Here is a 19,250-nt window from a genome sequence, read left to right on the forward strand (position 1 = left end):
GACGACCCGGACCAGGCATCAGGCTCTGACAGCGCGCCCGGGCAGGGCGGTCGGCAACAGATGCTCGTCGCGGACCACGAACCGGCCGCCGACAAGGACGTGAACGAACCCGGAGGAATGCCTGACCGTCTCGGTGTAGGTGGCACGGTCGCTGACGGTCTCGGGGTCGAAAACGGTCAGGTCGGCGTCGCAGCCCGCCTGAACACGGCCCTTGCGCCGCATCGCCGGGACACCCGAGCCCACCACGTCGGCGGGGATGAGCGTGCACCGGCGCACAGCCTCGGGCAGCGACAGGACACCGTTCTCCCGGACGAGCCTGCGCAGTGTCCGGCCGTAGGTGCCGGCCGTACGAGGGTGGGTGACGGCGTCGGGCCCGAGCGGCCAAGAGAGCGGGTCGGGTGCTCCCGAGCGCCACAGGAGGGGTACGGCGTCGGTGGCGACAGCGGCGTCGGTGAAGGTGAGGGCCCGCTGGATGTAGTCGAACTGGGCGGGGTCGTCCTCGTCGAGCAGGTGGACGAAAGCCGCCGAGCCGGGTTCGCTCTCGCGGATCCGACGCAGGGTGTCGGCGTCGGGGATACGCCCCTCGGCGCCGAGCAGGCCGATGGAGTGCGGGGTCAGCCCGCGCCGGTGGAGGAGCTCCGGGGCGAGGAAGGCCGCGCCGACGCCGGTCATGCCCGCGCCGTAGGGGTAGGCCTCGGTGGTGACGCGCGAGCCTTCGGCGCGAACCTTCTCCACCAGGCCGAGCACGCGGTCGACATGGCGGATGGAGGTGCTGTTGACGTGGCAGTAGTGCATGTGCGCGCCGGTCTCGGCGGCGGCGCGGACGATCTCCTCGGCGCCGTCGACGGGAGTGGTGGGGTCCATCTCGACAAGTTCGCGGGCGTGGGTGTAGGTGGGCAGCCCGACGCGGGCGGCGAGGGCGGCCACGGCGAGGTACTCGGAGGGATCGACGCGGGGCGCGTAGCCGACGAGGATGCCGATGCCGAGCGCGCCGTCGCCGAGGTCGCGCTCCAACATGCCGACGATGCGGTCGACGACATTTCGCGGAGCGGCGCGCTGCCATTCCTCGCGGCCGATGTTGGCGAGGAAGTCGTTCCTCAGGTCGCCGCTGGTGTCGAGGCCGAGGAGGACGGCCATACGGGCCACGGCCCAGGAGGTGGCGAAGCCGTAGTTGAGGGGCCTGCCCTCGATCTCGGCCCTGCGGTAGGCGGCGGCGACCGGGTAGGCGCCGGCCTCGAGTTCCAGGACGGTGGTGACGCCGTCGAGCGCCTGCAGGCGGTGGCCGGCGACGTCCATGCTGTGGCTGTGCAGGTCGATGAAGCCCGGGCTGACGACCAGGCCGGCCACGTCGACGGTGGTGACGCCGTCGAGCGGCTGGTCGGAGACGGCCTGGATGACCCCGCCATTGACGCCGACGTCGCGTACGGCGTCCAGGCCGGTCTCGGGGTCGATGACCCGGCCGCGGGCGAGGACCAGATCGTATGTCGTCACGCGAACTCCTTCGTTCCGAGGCTGAACTGCTCAGGGCGCTGGGGCACGATCAACGCGATCAGCGCGCCGAGGACGGTGGTGGCGATGAGCAGGCCGAAAGCAGCGGTGTAGGAGAACTTGTCGACCAGGAACCCCATGAGGACGGGGGCGAGGACGCCGGCGATCTGACCTCCGACGTTGACGACGCTCATGCCCGATCCGATGACGGCGGGCGGCAGGGCGCGCACGGGCATGCCGAGGATGCCCATCGCGGAAAGGCCCGCCACGCCCATGGCGAGGGTCTGGTAGACGGTGAACCCGACAGCGGAGTCGGCCATCAGCATGAGCACCAGGAGCACGGCGGTGACCAGGAGCAGGGGGATGACGTAGAGCCGGGCCCTGTCGTGGAAGAAGCGGTCGAACAGCCAGCCGCCGAGGAAGACGGTCGCGCACGAGACCAGGCCGGGGATGGCGGACATGACGCCGGTGTTGATGAGGGAGATGCCGCGCTCCTCCAGCAGGTAGCTGGGCACCCAAGTGATCAAGCCGTAGCCGAGCATGTTGGTGGTGCAGAAGAGGGCGGCGAACTTCCAGACCGATGGCGAGCGCATGACGGCGCCGAGGCTGGTCCCCTTGTCCTGAACGACGTCGGAGCCGTTGAGGTGGGCGGGCAGCGCCTTGGGCAGCAGCTTCCAGAGCAGAACGCCGATGGCGACACCGGCGGCGGCGGTGACCCAGAAGGTGTGGCGCCAGCCGAGGGCGAGGATGAGCGGCGCGACGACGAGCGGGGCGACGCCGGCACCGAGCTGGTTGGAGGCGAGCATGGCGCCGGCGGCGGTGGCGCGGACGGCGGGGGTGGTGCGTTCCGCGATGGCCTTGAAGGACGCGCCGGGAAAGAGGCCCTGGCCGACGCCGAAGAGAGCACGGATGACGAGGAGGGATGCCAGACCCCAGGCGATACCGGTGAGGGCGGTGAAGAGCGACCAGAGCAGCAGAGAGACCATGAGCTGGCGGCGGGCGCCGAACTTGTCGGCGAGGATGCCACCCGGCACCTGGCACAGCAGATAGACCAGGGAGAAGGCGGTGATCAGCCAGCCTTGCTCGGTCTTGGTGAGCGCGAACTCCTCGCCGATGAACGGCAACGCGACGGCCATCATCACCCGATCGACGTAGTCGATCACCCAGACGCCCATGAGCAGGCCGACGGTGACGGTCGCCGTTTTACGTATTTGCGCGGGCGCCAGGGTGGGGGTGTCTTCGGCGAGTCCCATTCACAGGCCTCCGGAGCTTTGAGATCAATGTTCCAGCAACCCTCCATCACGTCACCCGGGAGTGCTTCGTGCAGGAACATGAAGTCGGGGCCGCCGGCGGTGCGATCGAACCAAGATCTGTCCACCGGTGGTGAAACGCCTCGGTGGTGCTCCACCCGGGTCCAGGTGATGAGCCCCCAGAACGTCCCAGGAGCCTAGGCGTCAACCCGCACCGCGGTGCCGACTTCACCTTCCTCTGTGGGTTCGGGCTTGTGTGGGCTGACCCCCTGCCGGCATCGGACGGCGTCCGCCGGTAACGCGCGGTCTCAGGGGCCGGACGTGCCGGGTCCCGCTCCGGCACGGTCGCCGGGACCTACCACACCGACCGGTGGCACCCGATGAAGGTTCCCCGCCTGGCGGAGCGACTACGGGTGCCGGCCCCGGCCGCTCGGCCTCGGCGCGGGCCGGGCCGTCCCACAAGCGGCGATATACGGTGGCGGGCGGCAGGCCGGCGCGGTGCCGTCCGGATGTGCGGAGATACTCGGTCACGAGGCCACCCACCCGGCGATTTTCTCCTGCCGTTCGACCTCGACCTCCAGCGCGTCGAAGGTGTCGGCGTTCAGGTCGGGTCTGGCTCCAGCGAGCAACGCCTCCCGGGGGAACGCTTTTTCACGGAAGGCCCGGAAGCGGCCCCGGTCACTACGGAGCTCTTTCCATCGTGAAGGCGCTGGTCAGGATAGGTCTGCGGAAAGCAGCGGCGGATGAGAGGAGGCTCCCGACAAGACAGCAGTCGACCAAGATCCGATGCCCCAACCGGGAGCCTCGTTGCTGTCTTACCGTGCCGCGATTCCACTGTCCAACCACACCCTGATGCGCCTGGCCGAGCTCATCCGCACCCGGCACGCCGAACGCCGCTCCCGGTGGCGGAAGTCAGACCCGGCGCAGCAGGCGCTACTGGTCCTGGCCCGCTTGCGCATTGGCGACACCTACGCCCGCCTGGCCGCCGGATTCGCCGTGGGGACCCCCACGGCCTGGCGCTACGTCCGCGAAGCCGCCGATCTCCTGGCCGCCCTGGCCGACGACGTGCACGCCGCCGTCGGGCGCGCATCCCGGCCGGCCTACACCATCCTGGACGGCCCTCTCATCCCGATCGACCGCCTCGCCGACGAGCGGCCGTATTACAGCGGCAACCACAGGCGGCATGGAATGAACGTGCAACTGCTGGCCGACCCCATGGGCCGACTGGTGTGGGCCTCGCCCGCGCTGCCGGGCGCCGTGCACGACGTGAGCGCCGCTCGGAAGGCCGGCCTGATCGATGCCTTGACCAGCGCCGGCGTGAAGATCTTTGCGGACAAGGGTTGTCAAGGCGCGGGCGGCACGGTTCGGACGCCGTTCCAGCGGCATCGCCATCGTCCCTGGTTGTCGCGCGGGCAGCGGGACGTCAACCGCGCCCATGCCCGTGTCCGGGCCATCGGTGAGCGTGCCGTCGCGACCTTGAAGGGCTGGAAGGTGCTGACCAGGCTGCGCTGTTGCCCGCATCGAGCGACCGCGCTCGTGCAGGCGATCCTTGTGCTGCAGCTCGTGGAAGAAGGCCGCTACTCAGGATGAAATGGATCTTATCGTGTCGGTGGGCGCTGCGAGCATGACGGGATGATCGCGATTCCTGACGACTACTCCTGGTTCTCCCGTGAGCGCTTCCCCGAGTTCGCGGATGCCTACTGCTTCACCTACGTCCGCGGCCTGACGCTTGAGGAAGTGGTGACCCGGCTCGGCGTCCGGGTCGAAGACTGCTCTCGCGTGACGCTTGATGAGCTGATCCGGTGGCAGACCTTCGGTGCCGTCGCCGTCGGAGACTGGGTGCTCCTCGTCGAGGCCTGCAGCGGGCTCGGCGTCACCGAAGAGATCATCATGCCGCTGTCGGCGGGCACCCGTCTCATCTCCCACTTCTACCTCGACGTCGATGACATGGACTACTTCTACTGGATCGACGACGGGAAGATCCGGTTCGAGTTCGCGCACGACGAAGGCTATTCCCACCGGATCGACGACGGGAGGATCCAGTTCATGTTCAGGCCCCACGAAAGCTACTCGGAGGAGATGCCGGACGAACTCGCAGAGATCCTGGAGCGGATCGACTCCCCCGTCTACTCGATCGCCGCCCCCCACAAAGGGCCGGCGTTCCTCATGGCCGAGCGCCTCACCGGGATCACGATGACGCCGCAGCTGCTGGAGGAGTCCACCTACCTGGGCGGAGTCGTTCCCGGATCGAGGTGAGCAGGATCCATCGTCTGCAGCCCCCGCGGGTTGGCAGGCGGACGGTGGATCACTTCGCTGCACGCTCCTGCAGGTTTCACGGGGGCACTGTTCTCCGCAGGCCTGCCGCACCAGGCCATCAGGATGAAAAGCCTCAGCGCTGCAGCGTCGTCGATCACGATCAACATCCGCCGCCCATCCAATACCGAACGCAGCAGTGCGGCCCGGCCCGCAGTGGACGCCGGCAGATCATGCACGGGCACGCCAGTGACGCCAGCAATTCGGCGAGCACCTCGTTGACGTTTGACCGGCGTCCAGCGGCGTACAGGGCGCGTATCAACAGCTCATCATGTCGCCGATGGTGTCCAGCGCCAGGGGGATGGTGAACGCATCAAGGAGATCGGCTGGCTCACCTTCGTCGATCATCGCCTTCAGCCGGGCTGCGGCCCGGTCCTCGACCTCCTCGCGGCGTTTTTCGATCGCCTGCGCGGTGAATCAGTCCTTGACGACGTTGCGTACCGCCGCGTGGTTGTCTCCGTCCAGGCCCAAGATGGTGCCTTCGAGACCGACGTCGTCGACGTCGCGAGCGGCTTCCCGGGAGAACACCTTCTGGTCGCGCAGGACCTCCATGACATCGTCGTAGCGGGTGATGAGCTTGCCGAGGGTGCCGTTGGCGCGAAGGACGTCGGCGACGCCGGTGCCGGCCTCCCGGATGTCGTGGTACTTCTGGTTTTTGTACAGGCCGGGCTGGTTGACTCCGTCAGCGTCCTGATCGAAGGGATGGGCGATCGGACAGGTGGCAGAGCTTTCCGGATCGACGGTGGCGGTCATCGAGGGCGGGGATCCTTTCAATCACGTGACATGCGCGCGCAGCGCAGCAGGTGCTTGTAAAGCGGCTCTGGGTATCGGAGATATCCGGGGAGGCACGGCGGGTCAAGAGGCGACCGTCAAGACGATCGCGGCGGTCGAGGTGCCGATGACCGCTCCGACCACCGTCTGTGGCGGCGTGTGCTCGCCCAGGCGCACACGCCCCCATGCTGAGGCGGCGACCACAACCACACCGGCGGCGGCCGCCGGGCCAAGACGCATCACGGCCCAGGTGACGCAGACCGCCGGGGTCGCGGTGTGCCAGGACACATCCCAGCGGGCCGTGAGAGGTGCCAGTACGGCGAGCATCACCAGCGGTGCCACCATCACCTCGACGACCTGGACAGGCGCACCAGCCATGATCAACACTGACAACCCCACGACCAAGGCTGTGGCCGCCAGCAGCAGCGGCGCGACGCGGCCACGGTCCCCCTTGGCCATGGAGCCCCCGCCGGCGTGGAAGGCGGCGATGGGCAGGCCCGCGCAGAGCAATGCCGATGGCAGCCCCCATTCCAGGCCTGACAGCGTGTTTGGGAGCTGATCGAACCGCTGCTTCCCGCTGCGCACCGGGACGGCCATAAGGAGAAGCATCCCCGCCGGGACATCGTGGACGCGATCTCCTACGTGGTGCGGACCGGATGCTCCTGGCGGCAGTTGCCGGTCGACGTCCCGCCCTGGCAGACGGTGTACTGGCACTTCGTGCGCTGGGAGGAGCAGGGCGTCACCCAGAGGATCCTGGACGTGCTGCTCCGGCGCGTCCGCGCCGGAGCCGGGCGGGATCCGGAGCCGTCGGCGGCGGTCGTCGACAGCCAGAGCGTCAAGGGTGCCGATACCGTGGGCACCGCTACCCCTGATACAGCTGTCCGTCCTTGCCGTGGGAGATCTTCCGGGCCAGGGCGTGACGGCCTTGACAGTGACGACTACCGGGTGCGGGCATGCCGGTTCTCCACTGTGGTGTCCTCGGGATCGGAGTCGACCTGTGCTGTCACGGATCTGGGGAGCCAGCGGAGGGCGAGAACGCCGAGTGCCATGTGCAGGGCGGCGGCCACCGCGGCGGCCAGGTGCAGGCCGGAGACGAAGGCCGTCTCCGCCTCCGCGACCACCGCGGGCGCGAGGTCCGGAAGCTGGAGGGTCTCGTCCAGGGTGGGGGCCAGGTCCGGCCCCTGAAGTCGGAAGACCAGAGCGGCGAGCGAGCCGAGGAGCGCGATGCCGAGGGCGTTGCCGATCTCGTTGCTGGTCTCTGCGAGCGCGCCCGCCGAGCCGGCTCGTTCCGCGGGGACGGCACCGACGGCAGTGTCGGCGACGACGCTGAAACAGATGCCGTAGCCGACGCCCGAGATGACGGTGGAGGCGACGTACCAGCCGATCCCGCCCGTGATCGCCGTGGGGAGCAGGAACAGCAGGCCCGTCGCGATGGAGAAGTGGCAGAGGATGAGGGCGGTCCGCTTTCCGATGCGATCGACCACGAAGGGGGTGACGACGCAGGTGATGGTGAGAACCACGGCGCCGGGAATCGCGAGGAGCGCCGTGTGCAGGACGGGCAGGTCGAGGACGGACTGGAGGTAGATGCCCGCCAGGTACGCGGCCGCCGACCACGCCGCCAACGGCAGTAGACCGGTGATGATCGCCACCGTGAAGACCCGGTCGCGGAAGAGCGAGAAGTCGATCAACGGATGCCGAAGGCTCCGCTGCCGACGGACAAACCACGTCAGCAGCACCAGCCCTGCGATCCCCACGAGAACCGGGATGATCGACAGACCTTCGGCGGCGGCGTGCTTGAGGCCGTAGATCGTGAGCAGCAGGCCGGTCGCGGAGGTCACGACACTGATCGCGTCGACGCGACCCGGGCGAGTCGCGCGCACCTCACGGAGCAGGATCGGCGCGAAGAACAGGAACAGGGCGATGACGGGAAGGTTGATCAAGAAGACCGAGCCCCACCAGAACCTTTCCAACAGGATGCCGCCGGCGACCGGACCGACGGCGAACCCCGCCGCGAACGCCGCGGCGAAGACGCCGATGGCTTGCGCCCGTCGCCGCGGGTCGGCGAACAGCTCGCTCAATACGGCCAGAGCCGATGGCAGAAGGGTCGCACCCGCTACTCCCATCAGCGCACGGGCGACGATCAAAAGCTCGGCGCTGGGCGCGAACGCCGCCACCGCGGAGCCGACGCCGAAGACCGTCGCGCCGATCAGGAGCAACCTCAGCCGGCCGTACCGGTCGCCGATGTTGCCGAACGCGACCAGCAGGGAGCCGACGGCGAAGCCGTAGACGTCCAGGATCCACAAGGCCTGGTCGGCGGTTGGCCTGAGGGCCTGGCTGATCCGGGGTATCGCCAGGAACAGGATCGACCCGTCCATGGAGACCAGCAGTACGGGCCCGAGGATCACCAGAAGGCCGAGCCAGGCCCGCAGGCCCGGTGAGTTGTGCGCGTGCTGTCGAGACATGTCGTCGACAGTCCGGCAGGAAAGGCTCGGCAACCATCCCCCTGCTGTGGGTGCACCCGGCAGGTACACCCACAGGCGTGCCCGGTCGGCCTAGGCTCGATGTCGTGGAAAGTCTCGGAGCGTTTCTGAAGAGCCGTCGTGATCGGGTCACGCCGGCCGAGATCGGGCTACGCACGTTCGGAACCGCTCGCCGGGTTCCCGGCCTGCGACGTGAAGAGCTCGCCCAGCTCGCGGGGGTCAGCGCCGGATACTACACACGCCTGGAACAGGGGCAGGCGGAAACCGCCTCCAAGCAGGTGCTCGACGCCCTCGCACGGGTGCTGCAACTCGACCGGATCGAGACCGTTCACCTGCACAACCTCGCTCGACAACCCGCCAATCCCCGTCTCTCCCGACCGCCCCATGAGAAGCCCCACCCACGCGTTCTCGCACTCCTGGAATCACTCGGGGACGCGACGCCGGCGGTCGTGCTCGGCCGCCGTGGCGACGTGCTCGCATGGAACCGTGCAGGTCACGCGCTCATGGCCGAGCACATCGCATTCGACGCGCCACAGGAGCCGACGCACCGCCCATCCATCCCGAGGATGTTCTTCCTCGATCCGCTCTCCCGCGACCTGCACCGCAACTGGGACGAGCTGGCCCGCATCCACGTCGCCTATCTCCGGCTCACCGCGGGCCGGTTCCCCACGGACGCCCGCCTGGCGGAGTTGATCGGAGAGCTCACGATGCGCAGCGACGAGTTCGCGATGATGTGGACGATCGGGGAGGTCGCAGACTGCACCGTGGGCACCATGCACCTGCAACATCCCACCGTCGGTGCCGCGAGCGTGGACTACCAGGTCTGGCTTCAGCCCGACAGCCCCGACCACCGGCTTGAGATATACACCCCGAACGACCCGAGCTCCGCCGACGCCCTGCGAATCCTGGCGCATCAAAGCCGCCGGGACACCGGGCCGATCTCTGGCGCCGGATCCGTTCGGTGACGGCGCGGCGGAGAAAACCGGCCAGGGGGAGCACCAGGGGGAGCAGGAGCGTCGCCGTCCAGCCGGACCGTACCGGCTCGTGCATCTGCGAGCTGCTCGCGTGTCCCTGATCCGGGCGGCGGCCCCGCCGGGCTCCTCCACGGCCGGGGAGCGCTCGGCGGCCGGTTACGGCCAGAGCATCTCGCGTGACCAGTCATCACCTGTCCGCCGGTAGCGCAGCCGGGTGTGCCGCCGGTCGGCGTCGGCCTGCCAGAACTCGACCTGCTCGGCGCGCACGCCGTACAGGGTCCAGTGCGGGGCGACGAGACCGGGATCCTCCTCGATCTCCGCGTACGCCCCGGCCAGGGCCGCGTCGAGCTCGGCGGGGTCGGCCAGCACCTGGCTCTGCCGCCCGACCAGCGCCTCCGCCCGGGAGCCGGGCGGCCTGGCGAGGAAGTCCTGGGCGCTGTCCTGCCGGTCGGCGGGCCGTACGGCGCCGCGGATCCGGATCTGCCGTCCGACCGTGGGCCAGAAGAAGGTCAGCGCCGCGTGCGGGTGCGCGGCGAGCTGGCGGCCCTTGGGGCTGGTGGAGCCGGTGGCGAACCGCCATTCGCCGCCGGTCAGGTTCTTCAGGATGAGCACGCGGGCGGCCGGGCGCCCGTCGTCCACGGTGGACAGCGTCATGGCGTGGGGTGCGGGGACCCCCGCCGCGATCGCGGCCCGCAGCCACTCGACGAACAGCTCGTCCGGGTCGTCGGGCGCCGTGGCCGGGTCGAAGGCGGGCATGGACTCGGGGAAGACGGGCAGCCCGCGGAGCAACTGCCGCAGATCGGCGACGGGCATGACTCTCCTGATGCTCGTGGGACGTCGAGACGTCATGATCGTAGTGAACCGGCGGCGCCCGGCCGTCCGGCCCCGCCGGTGGAGGCGCTCCAGGCGTACGGGAGGTCTCCCCGGGATCCGGCTAGGCGTACCAGTCGCCGGCGATCTCCTGGATCGTCTTGCCGCCCGGGGGCAGGGAGCCGCCGACGGTGAGGACCTGCACGACCGACTGCGGGTTGTTGAGCAGGCTGAAGACGTAGAACGAGCCGCCGTCCCGGGTGCGGAAGCCGTAGGCGGGGGTGAACGACCTGAAAGTCCCGTACAGGCCCTTGACGACCCTGGGGTAGGCGAGGCGGCTGTAGTTGTCCTTGGCCAGCCGGTAGCCGAGCGTTCCCGCCCGCTTGTGCGTGGAGCCGTTCCAGAAGGTCATGTACTCCAGGGCGATGGCCGTGCCGTCCACGCGCGACGCGGCGGTGACGTATCCCTCGGAGTCCAGGCGCGGTGCGGGCACCCGCCGGCCGTAGTGCAGCGGGGTCTTCGCGGCCAGTTTGAAGGACTCGCCCTCCGGCCGCCAGAAGGCCATGACGTGCGGCCGGTCCTGTCCCCGGTAGGTCGCCTGGAGGAGGAACCACTCCCCGCCGGGCGGTTGCCGGCGGGGCACGTAGTAGGTCTGCCTGCCGGTCAGCCGGATCGGCTTGCGGAACTTGTTCTTGTCGCCGTCCTTCACATGGCCCTGATCGATGACCACCTCGTGCCGGGTGCCCTCCCAGAACAGCTCGTCCCTCTTGGACGCGTCGTCCCACCAGTCGCGATCCCGGACCGTCCTGTTGTGCTCGGCCACCCAGGACGCCGCGGCCTTCTTGGCGTCGGAGACGGTGAGCCGGATGCCCTCGGACGAGGCGGAGGGCGAGGGCGCCGGGGTGGGGGCCGTGGTGGAGGCCGGGGTCGGAGCCGTGCCGGACGGGGTGGGAGAGGCCGTCCTGGGCGGGGCGGCCGGCTGGGCGAAGGGGGCGGGCACCAGGCCGCAGCCGGTGAGGGCTGCGGCCAGGACGGCGATGAACGGCGCCTTTCGCACGGTGTCGGTCCCCTTCGCCTACTGCGACAAATGACAACGCGAAAGACCGTACCGGACACTCCACCGGGCCGTGATCGCGGGCATGGTCCGGCCGGCGGCGGCCGTCCCGCGTCCGGCCAGGTCACGCTCCCGGGGAGCGGCCTCGGGTCACCGTCCGTCCCCGGACCGCCGGATCCGGGTCCGGGTCCGGATCCGGCCTCTCACAGGCGCGTGCCCGGGGCCATCGGGGTGATGTCGAGCCGCCCGTCGTCGCAGACCCTGGCGGTGAAGGGGATCTCCAGGTGCGCGACCTCGTCCGGCGGGATGATCATCAGCCGTGCGGAGACCGGGCACCTCCGCTCGCCGCCGCTGGGCACCTCGGTCCAGTGGATCCTGGCGTGGGCGCCGGCCCCCGGCCGCAGGGTGACCCGGTGCGGCCGGACGTTCTCCCTGCGCGTCCTGGTGCGCAGCGCGTCGCCGTCGCGGTCGATCATGATCAGGCCGGCGAAGCCGTACACCCAGCAGGTCCGGGTGGAGCCGTTGGTGACCACCAGCGGCGCGTACCGCTGGCCCGCCCCGGCGTCCACCGGGCCGATCCGCGCCGCGAGCGCCTCCGTACGGCACCGCCCGACCGCCGACCCCGCGGTGGAGGAGCCGGATTCCGCCGCTTCCGTGCCCGCCGCGGTCGAGCCCGCGCCCGTGGACCGCGTGCCCGTGCCGGTACCCGCGCCCGTGAATCGCGTGCCCGCCGCCATGGAGCCCGCGCCCGCGTGCCGTACGCCCGCGCGCGTGTCCGCGGTCCGTACGTCCGCGGCGGGTGAGACGGCGGCCCCGGCGGCGGATGCCCGGGCCGGTGTGCTGTCCTGTCCGGACTGTCCGGAGGGGGCGGGGGAGCCGCACGCGGCCGACACCGCCAGCACGCCCGCCATCACCGTCGAGAGAGCCGCCAGCCGCCCGGCACCGTTGGATCGTTTCATGCCCCGTTGGACGCGCGCCGCACGGGTTTTGTTGCCGCCTCCCGGGGCCGGTCCGGGCCGCCCCCGTGACGGTCAGCTCTCCGGAGGGTGCCCGGACCGGGCCACCTCGAGAACGCGCCACGCCCAACGCGGATCCTCGACGCTCCCCTGGAGCGTGACGGCCGAGGCCACGGCATCGGCCAGTTCGGCGTGAGGCGTCCCCCAGAAGGCGAGGAGCGACAGGGCGAACGCCCGTATCTTCCAGCTCTCGTCACCGCGGGCGTAGGAGTTCACGAGCCGGACGGTGTCCTCGTCCAGAGGATCGTCATGGGGGGAGAGGCTTTCTGCGATCAGATACAGCTGCTCGTCGCTTCCCGGGCCGGCGGTGGCCAGCTGTGAGACCAGGTAGGGCAGATCCAGTAGATCCAACAGATCCAGCGGCAGGTGCCTCCATACCGTGACGAGCAGTCCGGTGAGCCGCCTCTGCAGGTCTCCTCCGCGGAACTCCCGCTCTATCTCGTCGGCGCTCGCTCCGGCGGACAGCAGAAGGTATGCCGCGCTCGGGGGGTGAGGGGTGCTGGAGCCGTTCCTGAGCTGTGCGGGCAGCCAGTCCAGTATGTCGCGGGTGTAACTGTCGCGGAGGGGATGATCCGTGACGAACTTGTACAGCGCGCTGCAGCACGCGTAATGGATGTTCCTGTGTTCCGTGGTCAGCGCGACGTGCTTCATCCACTCGTACTTCTCCTCCGCCTCGGCGATGGAGGAGAGCGCGGTGTCCATCGCCGTGCCCGATGGGAGCATCTGGAGGGCCTCGGTGAGAAGTCCGGTGACCGCAGCCGGGGGCCGGTCACCTTCCTGGGCTCGCACCAGGACGAGACGGGCCAGCAGCCGGGTCCTGGCGTCGGGATGGTCCTCGTTGACGGCGTGGAGGACCTCCTGCAGGAGCGGTTCCCGCCATGACTCCCTGATCAGGGAGTAGGAGCTCTCGAAATACGGCTGGTCGAAGTAGAACTCCTGGCCGAACACCTTGAGCGCGGTGAACGCGACGGTGAGCCGGAGGGCGCGCGGGTCACCCGCCCAGTGTCCGGTGAGATAGGGGACGGCGATCTCCGTGATGTGCCTGCGCTCCCGGTCCACCCGGGCGGCGATGACCTCCAGGAGGGCCTCGTCCAGTGACCAGCTCCTGGTCAGCGCCCTGAGCGCCTCGCCACGGACGCGGGCGTGCCGGTCGGAGTCGAAGACGTCGAGCAGGGCGTGGCCGGCCCGCTCGTTGCCCGGCCACTCGCGCTCCAGCACCGCGATGGCGCCCCGGCTCGTCGCCTCGTCCCCGGACAGCGCGGCGAGTGTGAAGTCCAGCCGGTCCGCCCGGCCGCGCAGCGCGACCCCGAGCTGGAAGGCGGTCAGCCGCGCCCGGATGTCGCTCATGCCCGCGAGCGACTGGATCCGGGCCTTGGCCGCGTCGGAGAGCGGGACGGCGTCCCCTATCAGGAAGAGCGCGGAGAGGTATTCGGCGACGAGCGCGTCGCGGCTGTCGGTCCGGCCCATCCCGGCGGTCGCGACCGTGGCGGAGACCACCCTCTCGACCAGCCCCGCCGCCCATGGCTCCGCGCCCGCCTCGCCGAGGAGCCGGGCCGAGAAGGCGAGCGCCGCCTGGTACGGGATCTGGTGACCGACGTATTCGATCACCTTCTGGACCGGGGAGCCCTGGCCCTTGAGCATCGCGGCCAGCAGCAGCAGGATCTCGCGCCAGTCGTCGGAGTGCCAGCGGGAGCCGAAGATCTCGTCGGTGAGCCAGCCGAAGTCGGACTCGCGGGAGTTGAACTCGGCGAGGATGTGGCCGGCGGCGAAGAACTCCATGAAGGTGCGGTGGACGAAACCGAAGACGTCCTCGCCGATCTCGGCCAGTACGTACGTCCGCTCGCGCAGGTGGTCGAGGATCTCGTCGGCGATGCCGAGGGCCTCGCCGGGAGAGCGGCGGTAGGTCTCCTGCAGATAGCCGGAGACGATGCGGCGCAGGGGCCCGCGGGCGATGGCGTTCAGCTCCCGGCCCGGCCGGGCGCCGTTCAGCATGGCGATGGCCACCCGCTGCAGGAGCTGCGCCTTCTGCTCGGCGGTCATCACGAAGCTCAGCAGCTCCTCGCGGCCGATCTTCTTGCGCTTGACGTCCCAGTCCTCCAGCAGCACCTCGGTGCACTTGCCGTACAGCTGCCAGCGGCGTTCGGGCAGGTCGGAGTGTTTGTAGATGACCGCCATCATGGTCAGCAGGAGGGGGTTGCCGGCCAGCTCGCGCAGCCGCGCGCTGTCGGCGATCCGGCGGATCAGACCGTGGGCGTCCCGCTCGTCGCCCTGCAGGGTGTAGAACTCATACCACTTGGGGACGAAGGATCTGATCTCCGGCATCCCGAAGTCCAGCAGCGTGTAGTGCGTGAACCCCGCCTGCTCCAGCTCGCCGGCGTCGTAGCCCGCCAGGCGTGAGGTCACGACGACGGACGCTCCCGGGAACGCCCGGGCGAACGCCCGTATCTCGCCGGTGATCTTCGCGCGGTCGTTGGGGCCGAGGACCTCGTCCAGGCCGTCGAACAGGACCGTCGACTCCCCGTTGAGCAGGAGATCCTTCAGCCCGGCCGGGTCGAGGTCCATCACGTGGTCGCGGTTCAGGCTGGCGACCATGTAGTCGAGCAGGCTCCGTGACGGGTCCAGCGCGTACTGCCGCAGCTCGACCAGGATCGGGACCGGGGCGTCCGGGTCCTCGCACAGCCGCAGCGCCGTGCTCAGCAGGAGCGTGCTCTTGCCGCTGCCGGGACCGCCCAGGACGACCTGGCGGCTCTCCCGGCCGATCATGGCGGTCGCCGGCCCGTCCGGCCGGTGGACCAGCAGGGGACCGGCCGCCTCCTCGGCGGGGTCGGCCCGCGTGCCGCTCTCCTCGGGGACGTCGTAGTCGGGGCGCCCGCGCCGGCAGGGCTGGGGTACGAACACCTCGGACAGCGGGATCTCGACCGGCCGGTCCTGGCGGGCGCCCATGATGACCTGCAGGCGCACCAGCCGGTGCCGGTCGGTGACCGAGACGCGGTAGGAGCCCCAGTTGACCAGGTGTCCCGGCCGGGCGGAGTCCTGCTCGCGCCCCCAGGCGTGGACGGCGGTGGCGACCTTGTTCCCGAGGTCGCCCGCGTCGGTGAACTCGCCCGTGAGGAAGGACTTCCTCAGCTTCTCGCGGAAGCGCTGGAGCTGAGGGTAGGCCGCGAACTCGATCTGGCCGGTGTCCCAGCTCGCCCCCTCCTTGAGGACGAAGGCCAGGGTGGGCCTGCCCAGCTCCTGGGCCCTGCGGAACTCCAGCTCCGTGATGGAGTGCTCGTGCCCGTCGGGGACGAAGCCGTAGCGCAGGGCGACGATGCAGATGTAGAGGTCGCAGTCGGCGACGTCCCGCAGGCAGCGCTCCAGCGGCCGGGCGTCCTCGGCGACGTAGTACTCCATGGCGACGTCGGTGTGCCCCATCTGCCGCAGCGTCGTGCGGACGCGGTGGCGGCACTCGACCAGGTCCTGGAACGTGGAGGAGACGTACACCTTCGCCAACGAGGAACCTCGCAATACGTGACGGAACTCCCCCCGAGGTCCTGTGCCGACCATAGCCGCTCATCGCAGCCGGAGTCCTCCGAACGCGAGGCCCGGACGGGCCGCGCGCTCCTCACAGGTAGAGACCGGTGGTCTCCGCGGCGGCGGCCGGGCGGCCGGCCACGCCGTCCCGCAGCGCGAACAGCTCGGCGAGGGTGGCGCCCGCCGGGGGGACACCCTCCGCGCCGCCGAGCCAGCGGACGGCCTCGCCGTAGGGGAGGGCGCCCACCTCGATCTGGGTCAGGCAGCGGCCGGGGCGGACCACCGCCGGGTGGAGGCGGGCCAGGTCCTCGTTGGTGGTGATGGCCACCAGCACGTCGCGGCCCTGGCCGAGCAGGCCGTCGGTCAGGTTGAGCAGCCTGGACAGGCCCTGGCCCGTCGCCTCCTTGGCGCCGGACCTGATCAGCTCGTCGCAGTCCTCCAGCACGAGGAGCCGCCACTTCTCGCCGTCCTCGTCGGAGTCCGAGCCGACCGCGACCTCCATCAGGTAGCCGGGGGAGTTGAAAAGCTGTTCCGGATCCAGCACGCAGTCGACCTGGCACCACGACCGCCACTCGTGGGCGAGGGCCCGCAGCAGCGTCGTCTTGCCGGTGCCGGGCGGGCCGTGCAGCAGGACCAGGCGGCCGTGCACGTCGGAGGGGGTGAGGGACATCAGGCGGGACAGCGGGCCGTCCAGGGACCTGGCGTAGTTGTCGCTGATCCTGGCCCAGGGGGAGGCGGTGATCGGCCTGCCGGAGCGGCGGCTGCCGTGGGGACCCCACCACCAGAAGCCCATCTCGACATGCTCGCTCTCGGGGGCGGCCTCCACCGCGTCCTTGGTGACCTCCTCGATCACCGAGCGGGCCAGCTCGTCGTCGACCGCGGTCACGCTGACCGTGGCGGCGCGGTTGCGGTAGCGGACCACGCGCAGGGTCCAGCCCTGCCCGCAGACCAGCCGGGACTCGCGGCCGTCGTCCTCCCGCGCGGCCCGGAGCAGCGTCCCGGAGGCCGGCGCGAGCGGGGCGTCGAGCCGGACACGCTCCAGGCTCACGGTCCGAGACCAGGGCTGGGCGCCCGTGGCGAAGGGTGACAGCGCCAGGGCGTCGATCACGTCCATCGCCGAGTCGCCGTCGTCGAGCCACACCTTCATCGGCAGTTCGGCCGGGCGTGGCTCCGGAGTGAAGGGGACCTCCTTGAGTACGGACATGACGGTAATGATCCTCTCCGCCGCACCGCCGGTCGACGGGTTTTAGCGGGGACCCGCGGGGCGGGGCGGATGGCCGTGGCGGGAGAGCGCGCGGTGGCGGCGGGTGCCGGACACACCGGGGGCGGTGTCTCGGGGGATCAGGAGGTTCGGGAGGTCCAGGAGGGGCCGGCGGTGGGTGGTGTCAGGAGGTCCGGGAGGTTCGGGAGCCTGAGGGGCCGGTGGGTGGTGTCAGGAGGTTCAGGAGCCTGAGGGGGCCGGCGGCGGGCGGTGTCAGGCGGAGGGCCTGCGGCGGCGGGTGTGGGTCACCTTGACCGGGTCGATGTCGGCGGTCCACCGCTCGGCCATGGCCAGGGTCGGCTCGCGGCCCTCGGCGACGTGGCGGAGCGCGCAGGCGGCGGCCCGTTCCGCGTCACCGCAGGCGATCGCCGCGTAGAGCTCCTCGTGCTCGGCGCACTGCCGGCCGGGGTCGCGGTCGGAGGTGAGCCGGAACAGCCGCCGGAGCTGGGCGTCGAGCGGCCGCATCAGCGTGTCGAGCAGCGCGTTGCCGGAGACCCGCACGATCTCGGAGTGGAACTCGGCGTTGGCGGCGGCGATCTCCCCCCGGTCGTCCCGCCGTACGGCGTCGCGGGCGCGTTCGAGGAGGGCGTGCAGCCGCGCCAGGCCGCAGGCGTCGGCCCGCCCGGCGGCCAGCCGGGCGGCGAGCACCTCCAGGCTCTCGCGCACGTCGAACAGGTCCCGCACGTCCGCCGGGGTGAACGGGCTGACCAGCGCGCCCCGGTTGGGCACGATCATCACCAGGCCCTCGGCGGACAGCAGGCGCAGCGCCTCGCGGAGCGGGATGCGGGAGACGTCGAGCTCGGCGGCGAGGTCGCGCTCCACCAGCCGCTCGCCCGGCCGCAGCTCCACCTCGACGATGCGCCGCTTGAGCGTCTCGTAGACCCGGTCGCGCAACGCGCTCAACTCCGCCCCTCCCGCCTTCCGCAGTGGTCAGCCTAACTTGCCCGGTTAGCGGTATACCACTAACGTCGCCGTGGACGGCACCGTGGAGGAGAGAAAGGGATGACGATGGCCGAGCTGCTGCTGCGCGACGCCCGGATCTGGGGGCGTGCGGGCGCCGCCGACCTGCTGGTCCGGGACGGCCGGATCGCCGAGATCCGCGAGATCCCGGGCGGCCGCCGGCCCGCCGGGGAGGGCGGGGACGGTGCCGGGGAGGGCGTCGAGGACCTGGCCGGCGGGCTCGTGCTCCCCGGCCTCGTCGACGGTCACGCCCACCTGGACAAGACGCTGTGGGGCGGCCCCTGGGTGTCGCACGACGCGCCCCCCGGCCTGATGGGCAAGATCCGCAACGGCCAGGAGCGGCGGCCGGAGTTCGGCATCCCCAACGCCGACTTCGTGACCGCGCTGCTGGAGAACATGATCGTCTGCGGCACCACGCACGTCCGCTCGCACGTGGACGTCGACCCGCTGGTGGGCCTGGGCTCGGTCGAGGCGGTCCGCGAGGCGGTCGAGCGGCACGGTGGCCGCATCTCCGCCGAGCTCGTCGCCTTCCCGCAGGCCGGCATGCTGATCAGTCCCGGCACCGAGGCGCTGCTGGAGGAGGCGCTCAAGGCCGGGGTCGAGTCGATCGGCGGGCTCGACCCGGCGGGGGTGGACCGGGACCCGGTCAGGCACCTGGACGCCGTGTTCGCCCTGGCCGAGCGGTACGGCGCGGGCGTGGACATCCACCTGCACGACGGCGGCACGCTCGGCGCCTGGCAGTTCGAGCTCATCATCGAGCGGACCAAGGCCCTCGGCCTGGGCGGCAAGGTCACGATCAGCCATGCCTTCGCGCTCGCCGACGCCGACCCCGCCACCCGGGACAGCCTGATCTCGGGCCTGGCCGGGGCCGGGATCGCGCTGGCCTCGGTCGCCCCGAACCGGGGCCTGCTGCCGCTCCGCCTGCTCGGCGAGGCCGGGGTCCCCGTGACCCTGGGCAACGACGGCGTACGCGACCTGTGGAGCCCGTTCGGCACCGGGGACATGCTGGAGCGGGCCATGTTCCAGGCCAAGGGCACCGGGCCGCGCGACGAGGACGTCGAGCTCGCGCTGGAGGCCGCGACCTACGGCGGGGCCCGCGCCCTCGCGCTGCGGGACTACGGTCTGTCCGTCGGCGACCGGGCCGACCTGGTGGTGGTCGGGGCCCGCAACGCGGCCGAGGCCGTGTGCGTGCGCCCGCGCCGGTCCCTGGTCGTCAAGTCGGGCCGGATCGTCGCCCGCGACGGCGCCCTGGTCCGCTGACCTCCCGCGCTCCCGCCTCTCGTCCCCCCGCCTCTCGTGCTCCCGCCTCCCGCGCCGGAGAGTGCGCGGCCGGAGCGCGGGGCCGCCGCGGCCGGGCCGG

15 protein-coding genes and 1 pseudogene are annotated in these 19,250 nt (G+C 70.9%); 5 read left to right on the forward strand and 11 right to left on the reverse strand.

Going from position 1 to position 19,250, the window contains the following annotated elements; genetic code table 11:
- Positions 1–18 precede the first annotated feature (18 nt).
- Both ACWDS7_RS04725 and ACWDS7_RS04730 read right to left on the reverse strand, forming a co-directional pair.
- Positions 19–1,491, reverse strand: coding sequence for an amidohydrolase family protein (locus ACWDS7_RS04725; RefSeq protein ID WP_451928124.1), 1,473 nt, complete (start codon positions 1,489–1,491; stop codon positions 19–21).
- Positions 1,488–2,741, reverse strand: a complete 1,254-nt coding sequence (locus ACWDS7_RS04730) for an MFS transporter (protein WP_451928125.1) — start codon at positions 2,739–2,741, stop codon at positions 1,488–1,490. Before ACWDS7_RS04730 ends, ACWDS7_RS04725 begins: the two co-directional genes overlap by 4 nt.
- A gap of 804 nt (positions 2,742–3,545) precedes the next feature.
- Between ACWDS7_RS04730 and ACWDS7_RS04735 the strand changes: the two genes are divergently transcribed.
- On the forward strand, positions 3,546–4,328 hold the full coding sequence (locus ACWDS7_RS04735; protein WP_451928126.1) for a transposase family protein: 783 nt from the start codon (positions 3,546–3,548) through the stop codon (positions 4,326–4,328).
- A 42-nt stretch (positions 4,329–4,370) separates the two neighbouring features.
- Complete coding sequence (locus ACWDS7_RS04740; protein ID WP_451928127.1) at positions 4,371–4,994, forward strand: DUF6461 domain-containing protein; 624 nt, start codon at positions 4,371–4,373, stop codon at positions 4,992–4,994.
- A gap of 474 nt (positions 4,995–5,468) precedes the next feature.
- Here the strand turns inward: ACWDS7_RS04740 and ACWDS7_RS04745 are convergent, their stop codons facing one another.
- Together ACWDS7_RS04745 and ACWDS7_RS04750 are read right to left on the reverse strand one after the other, a co-directional pair.
- On the reverse strand, positions 5,469–5,804 hold the full coding sequence (locus tag ACWDS7_RS04745) for a hypothetical protein (protein ID WP_451928128.1): 336 nt from the start codon (positions 5,802–5,804) through the stop codon (positions 5,469–5,471).
- 102 nt (positions 5,805–5,906) lie between these two features.
- The gene (locus tag ACWDS7_RS04750; RefSeq protein WP_451928129.1) at positions 5,907–6,419 is read right to left on the reverse strand and encodes a hypothetical protein; all 513 of its coding nucleotides are present in this window, start codon (positions 6,417–6,419) and stop codon (positions 5,907–5,909) included.
- Here ACWDS7_RS04750 and ACWDS7_RS04755 point away from each other — a divergent pair.
- Positions 6,390–6,515, forward strand: a pseudogene (locus ACWDS7_RS04755) (transposase); the annotation flags it as partial. The gene ACWDS7_RS04750 and the pseudogene ACWDS7_RS04755 sit on opposite strands and share 30 nt — an antisense overlap.
- Positions 6,516–6,760: 245 nt before the next feature.
- On the opposite strand, the gene ACWDS7_RS04760 reads toward ACWDS7_RS04755, so the two are convergent.
- A complete protein-coding gene (locus ACWDS7_RS04760) occupies positions 6,761–8,284 on the reverse strand; it encodes an MFS transporter (protein ID WP_451928130.1) in 1,524 nt (507 codons plus the stop codon).
- A gap of 104 nt (positions 8,285–8,388) precedes the next feature.
- On the opposite strand from ACWDS7_RS04760, the gene ACWDS7_RS04765 reads away from it, so the two are divergent.
- Complete coding sequence (locus ACWDS7_RS04765; protein ID WP_451928131.1) at positions 8,389–9,267, forward strand: helix-turn-helix transcriptional regulator; 879 nt, start codon at positions 8,389–8,391, stop codon at positions 9,265–9,267.
- A gap of 165 nt (positions 9,268–9,432) precedes the next feature.
- Here the strand turns inward: ACWDS7_RS04765 and ACWDS7_RS04770 are convergent, their stop codons facing one another.
- The 6 genes from ACWDS7_RS04770 to ACWDS7_RS04795 all read right to left on the reverse strand — a co-directional run bounded on the left by ACWDS7_RS04770 (position 9,433) and on the right by ACWDS7_RS04795 (position 17,833).
- The gene (locus ACWDS7_RS04770) at positions 9,433–10,089 is read right to left on the reverse strand and encodes a pyridoxine/pyridoxamine 5'-phosphate oxidase (RefSeq protein WP_451928132.1); all 657 of its coding nucleotides are present in this window, start codon (positions 10,087–10,089) and stop codon (positions 9,433–9,435) included.
- 121 nt (positions 10,090–10,210) lie between these two features.
- Complete coding sequence (locus ACWDS7_RS04775; RefSeq protein WP_451928133.1) at positions 10,211–11,143, reverse strand: hypothetical protein; 933 nt, start codon at positions 11,141–11,143, stop codon at positions 10,211–10,213.
- A 200-nt stretch (positions 11,144–11,343) separates the two neighbouring features.
- Positions 11,344–12,099, reverse strand: a complete 756-nt coding sequence (locus ACWDS7_RS04780) for a DUF4232 domain-containing protein (RefSeq protein WP_451928134.1) — start codon at positions 12,097–12,099, stop codon at positions 11,344–11,346.
- Between the two features lie 72 nt (positions 12,100–12,171).
- A complete protein-coding gene (locus tag ACWDS7_RS04785) occupies positions 12,172–15,639 on the reverse strand; it encodes a DUF4062 domain-containing protein (RefSeq protein WP_451928163.1) in 3,468 nt (1,155 codons plus the stop codon).
- Between the two features lie 121 nt (positions 15,640–15,760).
- On the reverse strand, positions 15,761–16,873 hold the full coding sequence (locus tag ACWDS7_RS04790) for a DUF5925 domain-containing protein (protein ID WP_451928135.1): 1,113 nt from the start codon (positions 16,871–16,873) through the stop codon (positions 15,761–15,763).
- A gap of 270 nt (positions 16,874–17,143) precedes the next feature.
- Positions 17,144–17,833, reverse strand: coding sequence for a GntR family transcriptional regulator (locus tag ACWDS7_RS04795; RefSeq protein ID WP_306858117.1), 690 nt, complete (start codon positions 17,831–17,833; stop codon positions 17,144–17,146).
- Positions 17,834–17,932: 99 nt separating this feature from the next.
- Between ACWDS7_RS04795 and ACWDS7_RS04800 the strand changes: the two genes are divergently transcribed.
- Entirely contained in the window at positions 17,933–19,150 is a 1,218-nt protein-coding gene (locus ACWDS7_RS04800; protein WP_451928136.1) for an amidohydrolase, read from the forward strand.
- Positions 19,151–19,250 lie beyond the last annotated feature (100 nt).

The organism is Streptosporangium sp. NPDC003464, from assembly GCF_053588315.1.

Coding starts and splice junctions, on each gene's coding strand:
- ACWDS7_RS04790 (WP_451928135.1), bottom strand. CDS start 16,873: ATGTCCGTACTCAAGGAGGTCCCCTTCACTCCGGAGCCACGCCCGGCC.
- ACWDS7_RS04745 (WP_451928128.1), bottom strand. CDS start 5,804: ATGACCGCCACCGTCGATCCGGAAAGCTCTGCCACCTGTCCGATCGCC.
- ACWDS7_RS04760 (WP_451928130.1), bottom strand. CDS start 8,284: ATGTCTCGACAGCACGCGCACAACTCACCGGGCCTGCGGGCCTGGCTC.
- ACWDS7_RS04780 (WP_451928134.1), bottom strand. CDS start 12,099: ATGAAACGATCCAACGGTGCCGGGCGGCTGGCGGCTCTCTCGACGGTG.
- ACWDS7_RS04740 (WP_451928127.1), top strand. CDS start 4,371: ATGATCGCGATTCCTGACGACTACTCCTGGTTCTCCCGTGAGCGCTTC.
- ACWDS7_RS04800 (WP_451928136.1), top strand. CDS start 17,933: ATGACGATGGCCGAGCTGCTGCTGCGCGACGCCCGGATCTGGGGGCGT.
- ACWDS7_RS04750 (WP_451928129.1), bottom strand. CDS start 6,419: ATGGCCGTCCCGGTGCGCAGCGGGAAGCAGCGGTTCGATCAGCTCCCA.
- ACWDS7_RS04730 (WP_451928125.1), bottom strand. CDS start 2,741: ATGGGACTCGCCGAAGACACCCCCACCCTGGCGCCCGCGCAAATACGT.
- ACWDS7_RS04770 (WP_451928132.1), bottom strand. CDS start 10,089: ATGCCCGTCGCCGATCTGCGGCAGTTGCTCCGCGGGCTGCCCGTCTTC.